Source organism: Streptococcus mitis (genome assembly GCF_013305725.1).
Lineage (GTDB): Bacteria > Bacillota > Bacilli > Lactobacillales > Streptococcaceae > Streptococcus > Streptococcus mitis_BO.
Genome location: NZ_CP047883.1, coordinates 806,968 through 825,060, shown reverse-complemented (window position 1 = coordinate 825,060; position 18,093 = coordinate 806,968). Strand labels below are relative to the sequence as shown.

Sequence of the window (18,093 nt, the reverse complement as noted above, 5' to 3'; positions counted from 1 at the left end):
TAACTATTAATAGCGCTGTTTATATGGTTGATTGAAAGCTGTTAGAATTTCTTCAGGTGTTTGTGAATAATCCTTTGTATCTTTCAAGTCACCTTTTACGATAATACGTTCTGTCGCATCATAGTCAACACAGGTTACAAGTGTGATTTCATCAACTCCAGTACGGTCATCAATCTCATCAACGCGATCTGGAGTCACATGCTTCACTTCACGGATTTCATAGGTATAAACTTTATCCTTATCGGTTAGGTAAATTTTCATCCCATTTTTAGCGCGTGATAATGGAGAAAAGAGCATTTGGCTGGCATTTTCCGCCGTGAAGATGTGATGGCTCGCAAGTGAATAGTTTCCTTTCCCCATCACTTGGTCACGCTTCATTGTACCAGCTCCATAGAAGAGATTGACATTATCAAGCCCCTTAAAAATAGGCAAGTTAATTTCTACCTCAGGAACAGCAATTCCACCGATAACTGGCAATTTTTGCGAATCCCATTGTGAGGATAAGACAGCTTCTGACGAGATAGCTTTTACAGAGTCAAAGTCAAAATTTCCTTCTGTATCTTGATTTTCTTCCAATTTTTCTTTTGATACCTGGCTGACTTGGTATTTATTGGTATTCCAAACCATGAAGATATCACGAATTTTTGAATTGAAAATCAAAGCCACTGACAAGAGGATTAAAAACCCTGCCAAGATATTGATTAATAAATTTTTACGGTTTGTTTTCTTTTTGTTCTTTTTATGAGACATTATGCTTCACCTTCTGTTTCGTTTCCTGTCCCAACTTCTTCTTTTTCTGCCGCTGCAACCGTAGTAAAGGTTACAATTTTGGCATCTTGGTCCAGGCGCATCACTTTAACTCCCATAGTTGAGCGACCTGTTTGTGAAATATTGGCAACGTTGGTTCGAATCATGACACCTGTATCAGTGATAATCATCAAATCTTCATCACCTTTAACTGTCATAAGACCAGCAAGGGAACCATTCTTTTCCGTAATTTTAGCAGTTTGCATCCCTTTACCACCACGACCTTTAGTTGGATATTCAGTCGCAACTGTGCGCTTACCATATCCTTTGTCTGTGATGATAAGAACCTCGTCCTGGTCTGTAATCACACTAGCACCAACAACTGTGTCCCCCTCACGGAGATTAACACCTTTCACACCCGTAGCGATACGGCTCATTCCACGAACGGCTGATTGATTAAAGCGAACTGCATAACCAAACTTGGTACCAATGATAATATCCGTATCTTCTTCTGTCAGTAAGACATTAATCAATTCATCTTCATCCTTGAGGTTCAAAGCCTTGAGACCATTCTGGCGAATGTTAGCAAATTCCTTAACGCTGGTTCTCTTCACAATACCATGACGGGTTGTGAAGAAGAGGTAAGCATCATCACTGCGTTCAGACTCAACATTGATGATGGTTTGAATACTTTCGCCTTCATCCAATTTCAAAAGATTGACAATCGGCAAGCCCTTAGCAGTACGGCCATACTCAGGAATTTCATAGCCTTTCAGGCGATAAACACGGCCTTTATTTGTAAAGAAGAGTAGGTGATCATGGGTGCTAGTCGACACTAACTCACGAACAAAATCGTCATCCTTAACACCTGTTCCTTGAACACCGCGGCCACCACGTTTTTGAGCGGTGAACTCAGCTTGGTCGAGACGTTTGATGTATCCCTTGTTAGAAAGTGTAATCAAGACATCCGTTTCTTCAATCAAGTCCTCATCTTCGATGCTTAAGACTTCACCAACCATCAATTCCGTACGACGTTGGTCACCAAATTTACGCTTGACTTCGTCTAATTCATCTTTAATGATTTGAGAAACACGTTCTGGCTTAGCTAGAATATCTGCTAAATCTGCAATCAGAGCCAAGAGGTCATCATACTCAGACTGAATCTTATCGCGTTCCAAACCTGTCAAACGACGAAGACGCATATCAAGAATGGCTTGACTTTGACGTTCAGATAACTTGAATTTGCTCATCAACTCAGCTTGTGCTTCAGCATCCGTTTCACTAGCACGGATGATACGAATCACTTCGTCGATATGGTCTAGCGCAATCAAGAGACCTTCTAAAATATGAGCACGCGCTTCCGCTTTTTCCTTGTCAAAACGTGTCCGACGAACAACCACTTCTTTTTGGTGCTCAATATAAGCATCCAAAATCTGACGAAGAGACAAAATCTTGGGTACACCATTTTGGATAGCAAGCATATTGAAACCAAAGTTGGTTTGCATCTGGGTCATCTTGAAAAGATTGTTGAGGATAACATTTGCTGAGGCATCGCGCTTAACTTCGATAACAAATCGAACACCTTCACGGTTTGACTCATCACGTACTGCTGTTATTCCCTCAATGCGTTTTTCCTGAACCAAACGAACAATATGCTCATGTACCTTGGTTTTATTTACCATGTATGGAAATTCTGTCACAACGATGCGCTCACGGCCAGTCTTAGTTTCTTCGATTTCAGTACGAGAACGAAGAACAATGGAGCCTTTACCAGTTTCGTAGGCCTTATGAATGCCTGATTTCCCCATAACGAGAGCACCAGTTGGAAAATCTGGCCCAGGCAAGACTTCCATCAAGTCCTTAGTGGTCACTTCAGGATTGTCCATGACCAACTTCACCGCATCAATGGTTTCTCCCAAGTTGTGAGGCGGAATATTGGTTGCCATCCCAACCGCAATACCAGTTGCTCCATTAACTAAAAGATTTGGAAAGCGTGCTGGCAAGACCAAGGGTTCACGTTCATTGGCATCATAGTTATCAACGAAATCAACTGTATTTTTGTTAATATCACGAAGCATTTCCAGAGCAATCTTGCTCATACGTGCCTCAGTGTAACGCTGGGCGGCAGCACCATCACCATCCATGGAACCAAAGTTCCCATGACCATCTACAAGCATGTAACGGTAACTCCACCATTGAGCCATACGGACCATGGCTTCATAGATAGAGGAATCCCCGTGTGGGTGATATTTACCCATGACATCCCCAGTAATACGAGCAGATTTTTTATGTGGTTTGTCTGGAGTAACACCCAATTCATTCATTCCATAGAGAATCCGACGGTGAACGGGTTTCAAGCCATCTCGAACATCAGGAAGGGCCCGCGCTACGATAACACTCATGGCGTAGTCGATAAAGCTCGTCTTCATCTCCTTTGTCAGATTGACATTCACTAAATTTCTATCCTGCATTAATAAATGCCTCATTTCACTATTAGTAATTATATATATTATACCATAATATTCGCTATATTTCAGATATCTAAAACGATAAAACGTTTACATCAAGAACTGCAAGGTATATCCGTGACAAAGCTATTTAAAAGTGATAGAATGAAATCAAATGGGGAATTTCCCTTAATAAAACAAAGGAGATGTTTAGACAAATGACAGCAACTAAACAACACAAAAAAGTTATCCTCGTCGGTGACGGTGCCGTAGGTTCTTCTTACGCTTTCGCCCTCGTTACACAAGGAATTGCACAAGAACTTGGTATCATTGAAATTCCACAATTGTTTGAAAAAGCAGTTGGTGATGCCGAAGACCTTAGCCACGCCCTTGCCTTCACTTCACCTAAAAAAATCTACGCTGCTAAATACGAAGACTGTGCTGATGCTGACCTTGTTGTTATCACAGCTGGTGCTCCTCAAAAACCAGGTGAAACTCGCCTTGACCTTGTAGGTAAGAACCTTGCTATCAACAAATCAATCGTAACACAAGTTGTTGAATCAGGTTTCAAAGGTATCTTCCTTGTCGCTGCTAACCCAGTTGACGTCTTGACTTACTCAACTTGGAAATTCTCTGGATTCCCTAAAGAACGTGTTATCGGTTCAGGTACTTCACTTGACTCAGCTCGTTTCCGTCAAGCACTTGCTGAAAAAATCGGTGTTGATGCTCGTTCAGTCCATGCCTACATCATGGGTGAACACGGTGACTCTGAGTTTGCTGTTTGGTCTCACGCTAACGTTGCAGGTGTTAAATTGGAACAATGGCTACAAGCTAACCGTGACTTAGATGAAGCTGACCTTGTAGAGCTCTTCATCTCAGTTCGTGATGCTGCTTACTCAATCATCAACAAAAAAGGAGCCACATACTACGGTATCGCTGTAGCCCTCGCTCGTATCACAAAAGCAATCCTTGACGATGAAAATGCAGTACTTCCACTTTCTGTATTCCAAGAAGGTCAATACGGTGTTGAAAATGTCTTTATCGGTCAACCAGCTATCGTTGGTGCACACGGTATCGTTCGTCCAGTAAATATCCCATTGAACGACGCAGAAACTCAAAAAATGCAAGCATCTGCTAAAGAATTACAAGCTATTATTGACGAAGCTTGGAAAAACCCAGAATTCCAAGCTGCTTCTAAAAACTAATTGTAACTAGGTTCTCATTTAATGAGAGCCTTTTTTCTTTTCCCCTAAAGACTGAAAGACTATTTTCCAAAAGATTCCTTATCTCACACCGTTTTGATCGTGTTGGATACTCATATACTAAAACAACGCCACAAATTTATACTCATATTACTAAACAAATGAAAACAATCGTTGCAGATGTCATAGAAAAGTATTAGTCTATGCCCCCAAAATGCCCCAAAGCAACAAAAAAAGCCTATCGACCAAGCTAGAAAGCTTGATGCAATAGACTTTTTAAAGTGTCATTATTTAACAGCGTCTTTAAGAGCTTTACCAGCTTTGAATGCTGGAACTTTAGAAGCTGCAATTTTGATTTCTTTACCAGTTTGTGGGTTGCGACCTTTACGTGCAGCACGCTCACGAACTTCAAAGTTACCAAAACCGATCAATTGAACTTTTTCTCCAGCTGCAAGATACTCAGTTACTGCTGCAAATACAGCTTCAACTGCTGCTGCTGAATCTTTCTTAGTTAAATCTGTAGCTTCTGCTACTTTAGCGATCAAATCTTGTTTGTTTGCCATGTTAAAAAATCCTCCAAATAATTTCTAATTAACAAATATAATCATATCCTAAAAACTCCCGTAGGTCAAGTCAAAAACACTATTTTGAATGAATTTTCACTATTTTTTTAGGAAACATATCGTATTAAAATAGCCCATGCATTTTCTCCTGTATGAGTTTGAATAATAGAACCTGTTTCTAAAACTGATATCGGTTTTTCAACATATTTTTGCAATAAACTCTTCATTTCATTAGCCCACTCATTATTTCCTGCATAGGAAATCCCAATTTCAGCAACCGCTTTATGAGAAAGAGTTTCTACCAACTCGTCTAACCATTTTTTAAACGTTTTAGCACCGCGACCTTTAACAATAGGTTGCAATTCATGATCTTTCATATGCATCACAACACGAATGTTCAAAAGGGAACTTAACAAACCTGTCACACGTCCGATACGTCCACCTTTCACTAAGTTTTCTAAAGTTGAAACCCCAATGTAAAGTTCTGTGTCTTGTTTGATTTCTTCAACGGCAGCTACAATTGTTTCTAAATCTTTTCCTTCTTTAGCAAGTTTTGCGGCTTCAACAACCTGAAACTTCATAGCCTGATCGGTAAATGAGCTATCAATAACTGTCACATCCGCAGCAGATAAACTTGCACCTTGACGAGCAGCCTCAACCGTTCCAGACAAGGCATGAGACATATGTATTGCAAGAATTTGACTACCATCTTTTCCTAATTCTTCAAAAACTTCAGCAAATACTCCTACTGGGGGTTGACTCGTTTTAGGAAGATTCTTACTTTGTTGCATAAGATGAAGGAACTCACCTTCTTTCAAATCTGAGTCCGAATAAAGCACGCTATCAATCATAACCGATAGGGGAACAACTGTAATATTAAGTTCTTTAACAACTTCTGGTTCGATAGTAACAGAAGAATCTGTTACAATTTTTACTTTTGTCATATAATCAATCTTTCTATTATACTAGATAGGAATTAGATTTTTCACTCTTATTATATCAAAAAATTGTTAAAAAATCATAAGGGATCCAATGAAAAAGTTTGAAATTTTGGTATAATCAATCTATAGAAAAGCGAGGGAAAATCATGCTTCGAAAAATACAGCCTATTATCACCATCATACTGGGTGCAGCTATTTATGCTTTTGGTCTTACCTATTTTGTTGTTCCCCATCATCTCTTCGAGGGAGGAGCAACTGGTGTCACCCTAATTACATACTATCTCTTCAAGATTCCTGTCTCCTTGATGAATCTTTTAATTAATATTCCCTTATTCATTTTGGCTTGGAAAATATTTGGCCCTAAAACCCTCTATTCAAGCCTTTTAGGTACTTTTTCTCTATCTGTTTGGTTGGCAGTATTTGAACGTATTCCCTTACAGTTTGATTTACAAGGTGATTTGATAATCGTTTCCTTGGTTTCCGGTGTTCTGCTTGGAATCGGGTTAGGAGTTATTTTCAATGCTGGTGGAACAACCGGTGGATCGGATATTGTTGCTCGTATCCTAAACAAATATACGAATATATCCATCGGAAAATTGCTTTTTGGGATTGACTTCTTTATCCTAATGTTAATTTTAATACTCTTCCAAGATCTTCGTCTAGTTACCTATACACTTTTGTTCGATTTTATCATCACACGTGTCATTGATTTTATTGGAGAAGGTGGCTACGCTGGAAAAGGCTTTATAATTATTACTCAGTATCCTGATAAATTAGCTAAAAAGATTAATGATGAACTCGGACGTGGGGTAACCTTTCTTTCTGGTCAAGGATACTATAGTAAGAAAGATTTAAAAATCATCTACTGTATTGTCGGAAGAAATGAAATTGTAAAAATGAAAGATATGATTCATCAAGTTGATCCTCAAGCCTTTATAACTATTACTGAAGCTCACGAAATCCTTGGTGAAGGATTTACCTATATAAAAGAATAAAGAAAAAGCTGGGAAGTTCCAGCTTTTTCTCTATTCAGAAAGTGTAGAATGACGATAGCCATAAGTAAAGTAAATCACAAGTCCAACTACAAGAGCAATGCCAAACGCAATCCATGTTTCTATACTATATTGAAGCATAAAGGAAACACAGATTAGAATAGATAAAATCGGTAACAAGGGAACTAGGGGAGTTTTGAATTCTCCTTCTTTAGGCATTCCCTTATCCTTTCTAAGTTTTATAATTCCATAAGCCAGTAAGATAAGATAAGCCAGCGTACAAATATTTAAAAAGGCCGCGATACTAGCTAGCGGAAATACTCCTGCTGCTATTGCAGAAGCAACTCCAGTTAAGATGGTCGCATTTTTAGGAACACGACTTGTTTTGCTTAATTGCTTAAAACTTCGAGGTAAAAGACCATCACGTGCTAAACTGTAAATCATACGCGATAAGGCATAAGTCATAGAAATACACACTGTTATTAGGGTCAAAATGGCCACTAATGACACATAATTAGCTGCCCAACCAATTCCTATACTTCGCAATGAAAATGCTACAGCATCGTCCACATTGAGTTGGCTGTAGTGAACAATCCCTGTCAATACTAATGTAACCAAAGCATAGAGAATCGTTACGATTGTCAATGACAAAACAATACCTCGTGGAACATTTTTTTGTGGGTTTTGAATTTCATCAACAGCCATAGAAATAGATTCAAAACCTAGGAAACCAAAGAACATCAAAGATGCTCCTGCCATTATTCCAGTACTTCCACCATAAATTTGACCAAAACCAAAGGGAGCAAAGTTGGACCAATTTTCTGGTTTAATATACCAGATACCAACTAGAATAAACAAAGCGAGAGCAGAGAATTTCAAGACGACTAGAAGCGAATTAAAACGCAAGGCTGCCTTGGAATTTAATAAAACTAAACCGGTTACCAGTGTCAATACCAAAATAGGTAAAAGGTCTATATAGGTACCCTGCTCAGGGTTAAAGGTCCCATTCAAGGCTTGAGGCATTGAAATACTATAGTTACTGAGCAAGCCTTTAAAATAAGCTGCCCAGCCAGAGGCCACACCAGAAACTGCTGTCATGAATTCCATGATGGTCAACCAACCAGCAATCCAAGCTGGTAATTCACCCAAAATTGCATACAAATAACTATAAGCACCACCAGTTGCAGGAACACGAGAGGCAAACTCTGCGAAAAAGAGGGCGGATAAAGAAACACAAAGGGCAGAAATCACTATGGATACAACCAGTGACGGACCAGCAAGCGTTGCTGCTGCGGTTCCTGTAATGGTAAAAATCCCAGTTCCTACCATGGCACCGATTCCTAATAAAATTAAATCCCATACTTTTAAATGCCGGTGCATTTCAGTACGTCCCAAACTAACATCTTTAGTTCTAAAAATATTCATACTTCATCTCCATTAAATATGATTGTTTTATTTTATCATATAAAAGGAATTTTGTGAATATTTATAAGATGATTTTTCAAAAAAATCTGAACAGAAATAAATTCTGCTCAGATTTTACATATTTTTACCCAACTGATCCTTCCATTTCGTAGCTAATCAAGCGGTTCAGCTCAACAGCATACTCCATTGGAAGCTCTTTTGTAAAGGGTTCTACAAATCCCATAACAATCATCTCAGTTGCCTCAGATTCTGACAATCCACGGCTCATGAGGTAATAGAGCTGTTCTTCTGAAATCTTAGAAACCTTGGCTTCGTGTTCCAAAGCTACTTGCGAATTATGAATTTCATTAAATGGAATAGTATCTGATGCTGATAAGTCATCCATGATAATGGTATCACACTCAATGTGAGAAACAGATTTCTTAGAGTTCTTGTTAAAGGTTACTTGTCCACGGTAGTCAACCTTTCCTCCGCCTTTAGCGATGGATTTAGATACGATAGAAGAGCTGGTATGTGGTGCGTTATGAATCATCTTAGCTCCTGTGTCTTGATGTTGCCCTGCATTGGCAAAGGCAATAGAGAGCATTGTACCACGCGCTCCTTCTCCATCAAGATAAACAGATGGATATTTCATGGTTGTTTTGGCACCCAAGTTTCCATCAATCCACTCAACAGTGGCATCCTTTTGAGCCTTAGCACGCTTTGTTACCAAGTTATAGACATTATCAGACCAGTTTTGGATAGTCGTATAACGCATATAAGCTCCATCCAAGGCAAAAATTTCTACGATGGCAGCGTGCAAACTGTTACTTGAATAAGTAGGCGCAGTACAGCCCTCTACGTAGTGGACACTTGCTCCCTCATCAACGATAATCAAGGTACGTTCAAATTGACCTGTATTTTCATTGTTGATACGGAAATAAGTTTGAAGTGGAATATCTACCTTGACTCCTTTTGGTACGTAGATAAAGGTTCCACCAGACCATACTGCTGAGTTAAGGGCAGCCAACTTGTTATCTGTTGGCGGTACCAACTTAGCAAAGTATTGTTTAAACAAGTCTGGGTATTCCTTGAGGGCAGAATCTGTATCTGTAAAGATAATGCCCAATTTCTGGAACTCTTCCTTCATGTTGTGGTAAACCACTTCTGACTCATACTGGGCAGAGGCCCCTGCTAGATAGGCACGCTCAGCTTCCGGAATCCCAATACGTTCAAAGGTTTCTTTGATTTTTTCAGGAACTTCATCCCATGAACGAGCTGGTTTATCAGATGGTTTTTGGTAGTAGATCAAGTCATCAAAATCAATCTCTGACAAGTCTGCTCCCCAAGTTTGCATGGGCATTTTTTTGAAAGTTTCATAAGACTTCAAACGGAATTCTAACATCCACTCAGGTTCTCCCTTTGCAGCTGATAATTCACGAATGACATCTTCATTCAATCCTTTTCCTGTCGATAGGACAGGCTTTACATCATCATGGAAACCAAATTTATATTCACCAAGATCAATTGGTTTTGGTTCTACTCTTTCTTCAGCCATAATATCCTTTCTTTCATTCTTCATTTCTACTGATTCATAAGACAAAAGAAACTTGCCTTACTTGTTTTCTTGATTTTCAATTGTTTTCTTAAGGGCATTCCAGGCTAGGGTTGCACACTTGATTCGTTGAGGAAATTTGGCAACACCTGACAAGAAGGCTGCATCTCCAAGACTATCTTGTCTGTCATCTTTTTGCCCTTGAACCATCTCAGAAAAAATAGTCGCAAGTTCTAAAATTTCTTGTTTGGTTTTTCCTAAAACTGCGTCCGTCATCATACTAGCAGAAGCAGTTGAGATGGTACAGCCTGAGTTTAGAAAAGCGATATCCTCCAAACGCTCCTCTGCATCAAACTTGACAGAGAGATTGATAACATCTCCACAGGTTGGATTGTTGAGACTGATTTGTTCAGCGTCTTCTAACTTCCCTTGGTGATGTGGATTTTTCGAATGGTCCGCTACCACTGCCATATAAAGGCTATCTAGTTTAGAAAGTGCCATTGAAAAACTCCTTTGTCTTTTGTAAGGCATCGACTAGCTTGTCGCAATCTGCCTTGGTATTGTAGATATAAAAACTTGCGCGAGCTGTTGCTGGGACATCCAAATACTGAAGCAAGGGTTGCGCACAGTGGTGACCTGCACGAACAGCCACTCCTTCATAATCCAAAGCAGTCGCAAGGTCGTGCGGATGAAGATCGCCTAGGTTAAAGGCAATAACACCTGAACGTTGAGCCAAGTCCTGCGAACCATAAATAGTCAATCCCTCAATCGCCTGCAGTTTTGGAAAGACGTAAGAGATTAACTCCTGTTCATGAGCTTCAATCGCATCCATACCAATCTTTTCAAGATAATCTATTGCAGTAGCTAGTCCGATAGCACCTGCCATGTTAGGAGTTCCAGCCTCGAATTTCCAAGGCAATTCCTTCCAACTAGCAGATTGCTCATAGACGAAATCAATCATCTCACCGCCAAATTCAACTGGTGACATTTGTTCCAGATACTTTTCTTTACCGTAAAGAACACCGATACCAGTTGGACCCGCCATCTTGTGGCCTGAAAAGGCAAAGAAGTCCACATCCAAGTCCTGAACATCAATCTTCATATGAGGCGTAGATTGAGCACCATCCACCACCATAATGGCTCCAACTTGATGAGCTAATTGAGTGATTTCTTTGATTGGATTGACCACACCCAGAACATTTGAGGCGTGGGCAAGGGAGACAAACTTAACTTTATCAGTCAATTTAGCTCGCAAATCATCCATATCCAGAGCTCCATCCTTGAGATAGACATAGACAAGCTCTGCCCCAGTCTTACGGCAGGCTTCCTGCCAAGGAATGATATTGGAATGGTGTTCCATGACAGAAATCAAGACCTGGTCTCCCTCAGTCAAGACTTCCTCCGCAAAGCGCGCCACCCAGTTAAGACTGGTTGTCGTTCCTCTGGTAAAGAGAACTTCCTTTGTAGAACCTGCATTGATAAACTTACCAATGGTTTCACGAGCCGCCTCATAAGAAGCTGTCGCTCGTTCTGCCAAGGTATGGACACCACGGTGAACATTGGCATTGTCCTGCTCATAGTAGCGGTTGATTGTTTCAAGAACTGCTAGTGGTTTTTGTGTCGTCGCAGCATTGTCCAAATAAACCAATGGTTCATCATTAACAATCTGGTCTAAAATTGGAAAATCCTTGCGAATCACTTCTACATCTAACATAGGCTACCCCTTAGCGTTTTGACAATTTTTCTTCGATAGTTGCAATCATTTCATCACGAACTTCCTTGACTGGAATCTCAACGATAACAGATCCAAGGAAACCACGAACAACCAAGCGTTCTGCAGTTGCCTTATCCAAGCCACGGCTCATGAGGTAATACATGTCTTCAGGATCCACTTGACCGATAGAAGCTGCGTGACCTGCAGTAACATCATTTTCGTCAATCAAAAGAATTGGATTGGCATCTGAACGCGCTTGGTCTGAAAGCATAAGAACACGACTTTCTTGTTGCGCATCTGCTCCCTTAGCACCCTTGATGATGTGGCCGATACCATTGAAGGTTAAGGTTGCTTTTTCAAGAATAACCCCATGTTGAAGGATATTTCCGATTGAGTTGCAACCATAGTTAGTTACTCGGGTATCAATCCCTTGTACCTGACGGCCACTTGAAAGAGCTACAACCTTGAGATCCGCATAGCTACCGTTACCAATCAAGTCACTATCAAAGTCCGCAACGACGTTCCCTTCGTTCATGACACCGATTGCCCAGTCAATGCTTGCATCGTTGCCTAATTTACCACGACGGCTAATGTAAGCAGTGACGTTTTCACCTAGACGGTCAATCGCAGCAAACTTCACTTGAGCTCCAGAACGCGCAATTACTTCTACTGTGATATTGGCAGTTGCTTTGGCACTTCCTTCACCACGTGACTCTAGACGCTCCAGATAACTAATCTTAGAATTTTTACCAGCGATAATCATAATATGCTTGTTAAACGGCACATCGCTATCGCTGTCTTGATAGAAAATTCCTTCGATTGGTTCAGCAATTTCCACGTTATCAGGAATGTAGAGAACAGCACCACTATTGAAATAAGCTGTATGGTAGGCTGCCAACTTGTCATCGTCATACTTAACAGATGACATGAAGAATTCTTCGATTAGCTCTGGAATTTCTTCTAAAGCTGAGTGGAAGTCTGTAAAGACGACACCCTGTTCAGCTAACTCAACTGGAGTTTGCTCAAAAACAGTCTGAGTTCCTACTTGAACCAACTTCAAGTGATTATCTAGAGCTGTGAAATCTGGAACATTTGCTGATGGCTCACTTTCTGTAATCGTTCCATCACCCAGATTCCAACGGTGGAATTTGACACGCTCAATAACTGGTAATTCCAAAGTCTCAATCTTGTCAAAAGCTTTTTGACGGAGATTAGCCAACCAGCTTGGTTCAGCGTGCATTTCTGAAAAAAGTTTAATATTTTCTTTAGTCATTTACTTCTCCTAAAAGACACGAGGGAATTACAATTCTTCCTTGTAGTCGTAGCCAAGTTCTTCAGCTAGTTTTGCGTATCCTTCACGTTCCAAACGCGCAGCCAATTCGGGACCACCAGAAAGAACAACACGACCTTCCATCATGACGTGTACCACATCAGGTGTGATGTAGTTCAAAAGACGTTGATAGTGAGTGATAATCATAGCACCAAAGCCTTCACCACGCATAGCATTAACACCTTTAGAAACAACTTTAAGTGCATCAATATCAAGACCAGAGTCAATCTCATCCAAAAGGGCAAAAGTTGGTTCCAACATCAAAAGTTGAAGAATTTCATTACGTTTTTTCTCACCACCAGAGAAACCTTCGTTGAGGTAACGCTCAGCCATTTCTTCTTTCATGTTGAGCAATTCCATCTTCTCATCCAATTTAGTGATAAACTCACGAACTGAAATCTTCTCATCGTCTTCTTTACCAGCATTCATAGCTGCACGAAGAAACTCAGCATTGGTAATTCCAGGAATTTCTGATGGGTATTGCATAGCAAGGAAAAGTCCCATACGCGCACGCTCGTCAACTTCCAACTCAAGGATGTTTACGCCATCAAACAAGACTTCACCTTTGGTAACTTCATAGTTTGGATTTCCCATGATAGCTGCAGAAAGAGTCGATTTACCTGTACCATTTGGTCCCATGATAGCGGCGATTTCTCCTGTTTTCAGGGTCAGGTTAACCCCTTTTAAAATTTCTTTTCCTTCAATCTCAACGTGAAGATCTTTGATCTCTAATACTGACATGATAGTTCCTTTCTTTTTCAAAACCTTTACAGTTCTTACTGGAAACATACTTGATTTCCCTAGAAAATACGGTAAAAGGTCAATAAATATACTTTTATAGTATAACAAAAAAAAGCCTAAAAGGCTTTGATTTTGTCTAGAAGCTGAGGACTAGTCTTTTCCTTTTAAATGCTGGTCAATGACATCCACTATTTTGCCCATCAAGTAACTTACTCGAAAATTTCTAAAGAGCAAAATGGCCCAAAAGGCTGCCATAATATAACGACCAGTCATCCAAGCTTCATTAAAAAAATAGGTCTCAGCAGCTGTAAACAGCGCGATGATAATAAATTGTTGTCTATTCATAAACTTATTGTATCATGAAATCTTTCTTTAGTCTTCCTCTACCTTCACTTTATCAGCCAAAAATTCAAATCCTTCTGGAATCAGACTTGCGTCTTCTTCTTTTTCAGTTTGAGTAGATTTGGCTTTGGCTGAAAAGGCTGCGCGAACTTCTTTCCATTCCTCCATGGAAATGGCTAAAATCTCAGGTGAAAAACCTGCTGCCTGACTGAGGATATTGCCAAACATGGTGTTGAGATTGTCTCGTTTCATGGTTTGACCAGCATTGAAGTTAGACTCAAAAGCAAGAATAGCATGGTGTTCATTGGCCGCAACCGGTTGAGATCCGACTAGAAGGGCCTTGTCCGGCCCACCTAGACTTTCAATTACTTCTCCCCAGGCATTCTGCAAGCGAATCAGATTTTGACGTGCTAAATCAGGATTTTCAACGGCCTCTTGTAAGATAGATTGAACTTTATTGCGATCCACACGATAGACGGTCTTGCTCGCTGCTGGACGGGTAGGTACTGGACTAGTTGGTTTTAGTACAGTGCCCACATTTGCGAGTTCATGTTTGAGACGGGCAACTTCCTGTCTCAATGCAGAAATTTCATGTTCAACTGCCCCCGAAAGAGCTGGTTCAGGCTTAATCTCTGCTAAACGGATAGTCATCATCTCAGCATAAATCTTAGGCTGCAAACTAGACTTAATATCTGCTAAACTGACTGTCGCCAAGCGAATCATTTCAAACAGATTTTCTTGAGGAAGTGCCAAATTTTCTACAAAGACTGGACTATGATGAGTATTTTCTCCCCCTGTTTGAACAATTAACAAATCTCTTAAATAGTGCAAAAGATCGGTCACAAAACGAGTCATGCTCTTACCATTGTCAAAGAGAAGATTTAAGCATGCTAGGGCCTTTGGAACATCCTGTTGAGACAAGGCAGCCACATAATCATCCAAGGCTGATAGACTAATGGTGCCAGTAATTTCTTCAGAGATGGCAGTCGTCAGCTCGTTTCCCTGTGTCAAACTCAGGGCTTGATCCAAAATAGACAAGGCATCTCGCATTCCACCTTCAGCACGTCTGGCAATGATTTCCACAGCTTCTAGCTCGGCACTAATATTTTCTTTTTCTAAGATATAGCGGATATGTTCCTTAATATCCTGTGTCTTAATCGATTTAAATTCAAAACGTTGCACACGGGATAGAATCGTAGCAGGAATCTTGTGCAATTCAGTAGTAGCCAAAATAAAGACCACATTCTGTGTTGGCTCTTCCAGCGTCTTTAGGAGGGCATTAAAAGCTCCTGTAGACAACATGTGAACCTCATCTATGATGTAAACCTTATAACGGGCAAGACTAGGAGCGTAGGTAGATTTATCACGAATTTCGCGAATTTCATCCACCCCATTATTAGAGGCCGCATCCATTTCAATGACATCTTCTAAACTACCATCTGTCACTGCTTGACAAATATAGCAGTTATTACAAGGTTCACCACCCACTTGATTTGGACAGTTCATAGCTTTGGCAAAAATCTTGGCTACACTGGTTTTTCCCGTTCCACGTGGACCAGAAAAAAGATAGGCATGACTTATTTTCTCTTGCTCTACTGCTTGTTTAAGGGTCTTAGCCACAACTTCCTGTCCAACCAACTGGGAGAAGTTTTGACTTCTATATTTTCGATAAAGTGCTTGATACATTAGGCTTTCTCCCCAAACATTGTAAAGTCCCATTCTGTCTTTTCAAACAAAATAGCGACAAATTGTTCCAAATAATCTCGATCCATAGCATCATAATCATCAATCTCTGAAGAATCCAGATCCAGAACTCCAAGTAATTGACCATTCTTAACCATAGGAACAACAATTTCACTTTTAGCTCGACTATCACAAGAAATATAATTGGGATAGGTTGTTACATCTCCAACAATAACAGTTTCCTGAAAGTGAGCTGCCTCACCACAAACACCCTTTCCTAGTGCAATACGGATGCAGGAAACACCACCTTGGAAGGGACCTAAAACCAATTCCTTTCCATCGAACAAATAAAAGCCTGCAAATACGGTATTAGGAAAGCGGGATTTTAGAAGAGCACTGGCGTTGGAAAGATTAGCCAAAACATTGGTTTCACCATCCAATAAAAAAGTGAACTCCTCATTTAACATTTGATAACGTGATTGTTTTTCTGATTCTAACATAGAACTATTATATCAAAAAAGACTTACAGACAAAAGAAAAATCCCTTGTTTAGGAAACAAAGGATTTTATGAATTTTCAATTTGATTACAGTTCGATATCACCGAACAAGTCAGCCATTGAGAATCCTGTTTGTGTTTCTGGAAGTTCGAAATCACGTTTTTCTTGACGTTTTGGACGACGTGGACGAGCAGCACGTTTTTCTTCTTTTTGTCCTTCTTCTTGAGCTGGACGCTCTTCAAGAGCTTTGATAGAAAGTGATACGCGCTCTGCATCTGCGTTAACTTCAAGAACTTTAACTTGAACTTCTTGACCAACTTTAAGAGCTTCTTTTGGATTTTCAATACGTTTGTGTGAAATTTGTGATACGTGAACAAGTCCATCGATACCTGGCAATACTTCAACAAATGCACCGAAGTCAGTCAAACGTTTAACTGTTCCTTCTACTACATCACCTTTAGCCAATTTTTGCTCAACGCCATCCCATGGTCCAGGTGTTGTTGCTTTAAGTGAAAGTGATACACGTCCTTCTTCTTCGTTAAGATCAAGGATTTTCACTTCAATTTCTTCACCAACAGTTACAACTGATTTTGGTGATACGTTACGTTCATGTGACAATTCAGTCAAGTGAACCAATCCGTCAACACCACCAAGGTCGATGAAAGCACCAAAGCTTGTGATACGTGCAACTTTACCAGTTACTACATCACCAACAGCCAATTTACCGAATACTTCAGCACGAGCTGCTGCTGTAGCTGCTTCAACAACTTCACGACGTGAAAGGATGAAGCGGTTTTCTTTAGCGTCAACTTCTTTGATTTTAGCATCAAATTCTTGACCTACAAAACGCTCAGTGTTACGTACGAAACGAGTATCCAACATTGAAGCTGGGATAAATCCACGAACACCTTCAAATTCTACTGAAAGTCCACCTTTAACGGCACGAGTTCCTTTAACAGTAACAACTTCTTCTTCGCGACCAACAAGTTTGTCCCATGCTTTGCGAGCTTCAAGGCGTTTTTTAGATACAAGGTATGTAACTGTATCAGTATCTTTACCAACTACTTGACGAAGTACAAGAACATCCAATACTTCTCCTACTTTAACAAAGTCATTGATATCTGCATCGCGATCGTTTGTCAATTCGCGAAGAGTCAAGACACCTTCAACACCAGTTCCAGAGATTGCAACGTTAGCTTGAGTCGCATCAACTGTCAATACTTCAGCACTAACAACATCACCAGTCTCAACTTGGCTAACGCTATTTAGCAAATCTTCAAATTCGTTCATCTAAAAAATCCTCCAACAATCAAGTTTTCTTTAACTTGACATACTTATAATTTTTTTCCTAAGCACCCGCAAGGACATGTTCATATCGTTCACGTCTTTCAATTATAAAAATAAAATACCCTAAGATATTTTGCCTTTTATCTTGATTATTACCTAAGAACTGGGGTAGCTGGATTCGAACCAACGCATGAGGGAGTCAAAGTCCCTTGCCTTACCGCTTGGCTATACCCCATTAGTAAAATGGAGAGAGAGGGATTCGAACCCCCGAACCCGAAGGAGCGGATTTACAGTCCGCCGCGTTTAGCCTCTTCGCTATCTCTCCGATATTTAACGAAAACTATTATATCATGAAATTTTCAATAAAACAAGACTTATTTTACTAAATTATAGTTTTCAATCAAAATTTCCACAGCTTTTTCCAATTTTTTATAAAAACTATCGACATTCCCATTCTTTATGATGGCAAATTGTCCATCTAATTCGGCAATTTCTCCAATTACTTTCTTACCAATGGTCAAGGTATAACCCTCAAAACTGTCTTTTCCTACATTAACCTTGGCATCTGCTACTTGAATTTCAATTTTTTTATCTTTCTTACTCATTTCATACCTCTCTTCACTTTTTCTATTTTACAAGAAAATCCT

The 18,093-nt window shown here is 40.0% G+C and carries 17 protein-coding genes and 2 tRNA genes; 2 read left to right on the top strand and 17 right to left on the bottom strand.

The window, feature by feature from the left end; all coding sequences use genetic code 11:
* Positions 1 to 6: 6 nt before the first annotated feature.
* Together M594_RS04075 and gyrA are read right to left on the bottom strand one after the other, a co-directional pair.
* Complete coding sequence (locus tag M594_RS04075) at positions 7 to 750, bottom strand: class A sortase (protein WP_173876040.1); 744 nt, start codon at positions 748 to 750, stop codon at positions 7 to 9.
* On the bottom strand, positions 750 to 3,218 hold the full coding sequence (gene gyrA / locus M594_RS04070) for a DNA gyrase subunit A (protein WP_173876039.1): 2,469 nt from the start codon (positions 3,216 to 3,218) through the stop codon (positions 750 to 752). Before gyrA ends, M594_RS04075 begins: the two co-directional genes overlap by 1 nt.
* Positions 3,219 to 3,412: 194 nt before the next feature.
* On the opposite strand from gyrA, the gene M594_RS04065 reads away from it, so the two are divergent.
* On the top strand, positions 3,413 to 4,399 hold the full coding sequence (locus M594_RS04065) for an L-lactate dehydrogenase (protein WP_173876038.1): 987 nt from the start codon (positions 3,413 to 3,415) through the stop codon (positions 4,397 to 4,399).
* A 284-nt stretch (positions 4,400 to 4,683) separates the two neighbouring features.
* Here M594_RS04065 and M594_RS04060 read toward each other — a convergent pair whose 3' ends face one another.
* A complete protein-coding gene (locus M594_RS04060; RefSeq protein ID WP_124787347.1) occupies positions 4,684 to 4,959 on the bottom strand; it encodes an HU family DNA-binding protein in 276 nt (91 codons plus the stop codon).
* A 107-nt stretch (positions 4,960 to 5,066) separates the two neighbouring features.
* Positions 5,067 to 5,903 carry a DegV family protein gene (locus M594_RS04055; protein ID WP_173876037.1) on the bottom strand — a complete coding sequence of 279 codons (837 nt, stop codon included), beginning with the start codon at positions 5,901 to 5,903 and terminating at the stop codon, positions 5,067 to 5,069.
* Between the two features lie 143 nt (positions 5,904 to 6,046).
* Between M594_RS04055 and M594_RS04050 the strand changes: the two genes are divergently transcribed.
* Entirely contained in the window at positions 6,047 to 6,895 is an 849-nt protein-coding gene (locus M594_RS04050) for a YitT family protein (protein WP_125453022.1), read from the top strand.
* Between the two features lie 30 nt (positions 6,896 to 6,925).
* Here M594_RS04050 and M594_RS04045 read toward each other — a convergent pair whose 3' ends face one another.
* The 13 genes from M594_RS04045 to M594_RS03985 form a co-directional block, all read right to left on the bottom strand.
* Complete coding sequence (locus M594_RS04045) at positions 6,926 to 8,317, bottom strand: APC family permease (protein ID WP_004261444.1); 1,392 nt, start codon at positions 8,315 to 8,317, stop codon at positions 6,926 to 6,928.
* A 124-nt stretch (positions 8,318 to 8,441) separates the two neighbouring features.
* Positions 8,442 to 9,854 carry a Fe-S cluster assembly protein SufB gene (sufB, locus tag M594_RS04040; RefSeq protein ID WP_173876036.1) on the bottom strand — a complete coding sequence of 471 codons (1,413 nt, stop codon included), beginning with the start codon at positions 9,852 to 9,854 and terminating at the stop codon, positions 8,442 to 8,444.
* A 57-nt stretch (positions 9,855 to 9,911) separates the two neighbouring features.
* Positions 9,912 to 10,352 carry a Fe-S cluster assembly sulfur transfer protein SufU gene (gene sufU / locus M594_RS04035; RefSeq protein WP_173876035.1) on the bottom strand — a complete coding sequence of 147 codons (441 nt, stop codon included), beginning with the start codon at positions 10,350 to 10,352 and terminating at the stop codon, positions 9,912 to 9,914.
* The gene (locus M594_RS04030) at positions 10,339 to 11,565 is read right to left on the bottom strand and encodes a cysteine desulfurase (protein ID WP_173876034.1); all 1,227 of its coding nucleotides are present in this window, start codon (positions 11,563 to 11,565) and stop codon (positions 10,339 to 10,341) included. Before M594_RS04030 ends, sufU begins: the two co-directional genes overlap by 14 nt.
* A gap of 10 nt (positions 11,566 to 11,575) precedes the next feature.
* The gene (gene sufD, locus M594_RS04025; RefSeq protein WP_173876033.1) at positions 11,576 to 12,838 is read right to left on the bottom strand and encodes a Fe-S cluster assembly protein SufD; all 1,263 of its coding nucleotides are present in this window, start codon (positions 12,836 to 12,838) and stop codon (positions 11,576 to 11,578) included.
* Between the two features lie 27 nt (positions 12,839 to 12,865).
* On the bottom strand, positions 12,866 to 13,636 hold the full coding sequence (gene sufC, locus M594_RS04020) for a Fe-S cluster assembly ATPase SufC (protein WP_000114489.1): 771 nt from the start codon (positions 13,634 to 13,636) through the stop codon (positions 12,866 to 12,868).
* Positions 13,637 to 13,786: 150 nt separating this feature from the next.
* Positions 13,787 to 13,981: a DUF3272 domain-containing protein gene (locus M594_RS04015; RefSeq protein WP_001081602.1), complete on the bottom strand. Its 195-nt coding sequence runs from the start codon at positions 13,979 to 13,981 to the stop codon at positions 13,787 to 13,789.
* A gap of 27 nt (positions 13,982 to 14,008) precedes the next feature.
* Positions 14,009 to 15,664 carry a DNA polymerase III subunit gamma/tau gene (gene dnaX / locus M594_RS04010; RefSeq protein WP_173876032.1) on the bottom strand — a complete coding sequence of 552 codons (1,656 nt, stop codon included), beginning with the start codon at positions 15,662 to 15,664 and terminating at the stop codon, positions 14,009 to 14,011.
* On the bottom strand, positions 15,664 to 16,161 hold the full coding sequence (locus M594_RS04005) for a GAF domain-containing protein (RefSeq protein ID WP_084926445.1): 498 nt from the start codon (positions 16,159 to 16,161) through the stop codon (positions 15,664 to 15,666). Before M594_RS04005 ends, dnaX begins: the two co-directional genes overlap by 1 nt.
* A gap of 85 nt (positions 16,162 to 16,246) precedes the next feature.
* Positions 16,247 to 17,449 carry a 30S ribosomal protein S1 gene (gene rpsA, locus M594_RS04000; RefSeq protein ID WP_001001631.1) on the bottom strand — a complete coding sequence of 401 codons (1,203 nt, stop codon included), beginning with the start codon at positions 17,447 to 17,449 and terminating at the stop codon, positions 16,247 to 16,249.
* A gap of 160 nt (positions 17,450 to 17,609) precedes the next feature.
* Positions 17,610 to 17,681, bottom strand: a tRNA-Gln gene (locus M594_RS03995).
* Between the two features lie 9 nt (positions 17,682 to 17,690).
* Positions 17,691 to 17,771 (bottom strand) — tRNA-Tyr (locus tag M594_RS03990).
* Between the two features lie 49 nt (positions 17,772 to 17,820).
* A complete protein-coding gene (locus M594_RS03985) occupies positions 17,821 to 18,051 on the bottom strand; it encodes a DUF2969 domain-containing protein (RefSeq protein WP_050197945.1) in 231 nt (76 codons plus the stop codon).
* Positions 18,052 to 18,093: the final 42 nt, after the last annotated feature.